The organism is Desulfosarcina sp. (assembly GCF_041551955.1).
Taxonomy (GTDB): Bacteria; Desulfobacterota; Desulfobacteria; order Desulfobacterales; family Desulfosarcinaceae; genus Desulfosarcina.
Genome location: NZ_JBFELV010000521.1, coordinates 1 through 3,273 on the forward strand (window position 1 = coordinate 1; position 3,273 = coordinate 3,273).

The 3,273-nt window shown below is 41.4% G+C and carries 3 protein-coding genes; 1 reads left to right on the top strand and 2 read right to left on the bottom strand.

What is annotated here, in order from left to right; genetic code table 11:
* The coding region (locus ABYV26_RS23465; protein ID WP_372683779.1) for an alpha/beta hydrolase at nt 1-907 on the top strand (907 nt) is incomplete at its 5' end.
* Between the two features lie 135 nt (nt 908-1,042).
* Here the strand turns inward: ABYV26_RS23465 and rsgA are convergent.
* Both rsgA and ABYV26_RS23475 read right to left on the bottom strand, forming a co-directional pair.
* The gene (gene rsgA / locus ABYV26_RS23470; RefSeq protein WP_372683780.1) at nt 1,043-2,125 is read right to left on the bottom strand and encodes a ribosome small subunit-dependent GTPase A; all 1,083 of its coding nucleotides are present in this window, start codon (nt 2,123-2,125) and stop codon (nt 1,043-1,045) included.
* Nucleotides 2,126-2,613: 488 nt separating this feature from the next.
* Nucleotides 2,614-2,895, bottom strand: a complete 282-nt coding sequence (locus ABYV26_RS23475) for a hypothetical protein (RefSeq protein ID WP_372683781.1) — start codon at nt 2,893-2,895, stop codon at nt 2,614-2,616.
* Nucleotides 2,896-3,273: the final 378 nt, after the last annotated feature.

Consider the following 3,273-nt stretch of genomic DNA (forward strand, 5'->3'; position numbering starts at 1 on the left):
AGCTATGAGAAAAGAAATCGAATTTAAAACCAATGACAGTGTTACCCTTCGAGGGTGGTATTATCTTCCAGAAGGAGCAGAAGACCGTATACCAACAATAATAATGGCCCATGGCTATTCAGCTGTTAAAGAAATGTATCTTGACTCTTTTGCCGAAGTTTTTTGCGACGCCGGTTTTGCCGTTCTGGTTTATGACAATCGGAATTTAGGTGCCAGCGATGGTGAACCCCGCCAAGAGATTGATCCCTGGCGCCAAATTAACGATTACCGCGATGCTATCACCTTCGCCGGAACGCTACCCGAAGTTGATAAAAGCCGAATTGGCGTATGGGGATCAAGTTACAGCGGAGGCCATGTTCTTGTTGTCGCTGCTTTGGACCGAAGAGTCAAATGCGTGGTGTGTCAGGTTCCCCTCATTAGTGGGCTCAGAAATGCGCGCCGTCTTATCCGCTCTGATCTATTTGCCTTTGTTCGGGCTAATTTTGATGCGGATCGAGAGTCCCGCTACGCGGGTAAGCCTCCATCCATGATTAAGGTAGTTGCCGAAGAACCTGGGGAGATGTGTGCTCTGCCGACCGAAGACAGTACTAAGTTTTTCTTTGATACGAAAAAACTGCGCGCACCCGCATGGATAAACGAAGTGACACTGAAATCAGTTGAAATGTTTATCGAATACGAACCCGGTGTTTATATTTCCAAGATAAGTCCGACACCGTTCCTGCTTGTTGTCGCTGATGGGGACCACTTAGTACCAGTAGACATTGCATGCGAAGCATACGAAAAGGCACTGCAGCCAAAGAAACTCCTGGTCCTTAAAGGTGGTCATTTCGATGCATACACCGGGGATAATTTCAAAGTGAACAGCGCAGCCCAACGTGATTGGTTTGTTCAACATTTGAAACATTGATAATACCATGTATGGATCGGGTGTTACGGTGTGACTCGGTAAATGGGTGCCCTAAGCGGTAATCACAACAATTCAAAACAGTCTATTTCTGGTGATGAGCAACCTGCAATTGAAAAAACTTGTTAAAGTTGGGTTCTATCTTCTGTATTTTTTTTCCTTCAATACAGACTTAACAAATTTCGCGAACTTTTTATCTTTTCTCTTTTTTTCTAAATATGACATTTCATAAAAAGCAGATTCTTTATTTAATTTTGTAAAACTTTGATAACGGTCCTGTGAAATAACTCCGTCTTTTAATGCAGTCAATATTGCACATCCTTGCTCTCGTGTATGGGAACAATCATTATAGCGGCATTGATTTGAAAACTCTGCTATTTCGTCGAAGGTGTTATGAATACCGGTATCAACCTCAAAATTTCCGAGTTCTCTCATACCTGGCGTATCTATGATCATTGCCTCATTTTTTAACATTATCAATTGACGGCGGGTTGTTATATGTTTCCCTTTTCCGTCTTTTTCTCTAACGTTATGGGTTTTAAGTCGTACTTCATCCAGAAGGTTATTTATTAAGGTTGATTTCCCAACCCCCGATGATCCAAGCAAACAATATGTTTTCCGAGGATACAACAACTCTTTGACATGTTTCAACGTAGTATTGTCTTCATTGCTAAAAGGCAATACGTGTATGTCAGGATTAAGATCATGAATTTCATTAACCATTTTGTCTATCTCACTAGCTGGCAGCAGATCACTTTTACTCAATAATACAATCGGTTGGATTTTGCTCTGATTTATCATAACCAGATAGCGTTCTAATCGTCTAAGATTATAATTGTTGTCAAGTGATTGAACGATCAAGCCAGTGTCTATGTTAGTGGCTATTAATTGAAACTCGATCTTCTTACCAGATGTTTTACGCTTTAAGATGGATTTTCTTGGAACAATTTCACTAATAATGGCAAAGGAATCATTATCAAAATACTGGGCAAGCACCCAATCTCCGGTGGCTGGATAATCTAATGGCGAATCAGCACTGAATATAAGCTTGCCAGTTACTTCGGCTGATACTTCTCCCTTGCCGTTGTTAATGGTAAAAGTATCCTTATTTACTGTGGTGACTCTTGCAATTTGATGATCGATTAATTTCGTGGGATCAATTTCATCAAAAAACCACATATTAAATCCTAATTGTTCTAAATTTATCGAAAATTTATTCATAAATATTACTCAATTTCATGAACTAAATTGGATACGACATGTTGTGGTTGTACTCAATAATAAAAATTGCAGATTTATTGAGATACCTTGCTAATTAAAAATTATAAGAATCTCCCTGATATGTTATGGTGATCCCCACGTTACCACCTAAGGTCCCTTTTTCGCAAGATTCGGTCCATTGCAATAATTTTCCAACATCGGTGAAAATTGCCGAGGACGATATCTGCAAGGTTGTTGGAGCTGTACCAACTCCAGATTTGATTGCTCCCGGTAAAGATACATTGAGCGTATCTTGATGAAAAGCGAAAAAGGCCAACCACAATATCTTGTAGTTGGCCTCCCTTTGTTTCGGAGATAATAAAAGTCACGCTTAATAGCAGATAGATCAACTGAGTCCTTGTGCCGGATACGCTATCAATACCAACGTGTTTCTTATAACCGAGGTTCTTGTGATATTTGCGGACGCTCCGGTTCGACTTGTTTTCCAGCTAAGGGGTGAACTCGAACAACATTCGCATTGTATCGACCTTCAGGCCGTCCTCCCGCATCGCCTTCTGGCCTTCGGCGGATTGCAGCAACTCCTGAAATTTCGCCATATCGGGTATCTCTGCCATAACGCCCGTCGAATTCGGGTTGTTGGGGTCGTGGAAGGTGCGGCATTTGATTCCAAGCTCCCCGAACATTTCTTGTCGGCTTCCTGGTCCCTTCTTCCAAGCTTTGGCCCAGACTGCGCCATCCTGAACTTCGTGAAATATGATTGCCGTTGTCATTTTGGATTCCTCCCGTTTTTGGGTGGTGATTGGCTGACTAAAGGTTGCTGCGTTGTTACGCTTACAGCCTCCCGTTTGGGTTAGAGGATAATTACAGCTTAAATATTTACAATGTCGATTCCAAATTTAATCTTTGAAGGCGCTTGAAAAATTTCACGAATAGGTATGAAATTTGAGGAACTTACAGATATGCGCAAAATTGGGAGGGGACTTTAGAAGTCAACCAGAGATCTGGATTTCTTGCTAATATTTTGACTGAAGGCTATGCCGTTGCGTACCACGAAAGTAGTAAAGGGTGGGTCATGGCTATCAGATCCACCCTTTCGGCTGTGATTATAATCGAACATCGTTGGTATTTTTCAAACTGATATCTACAAG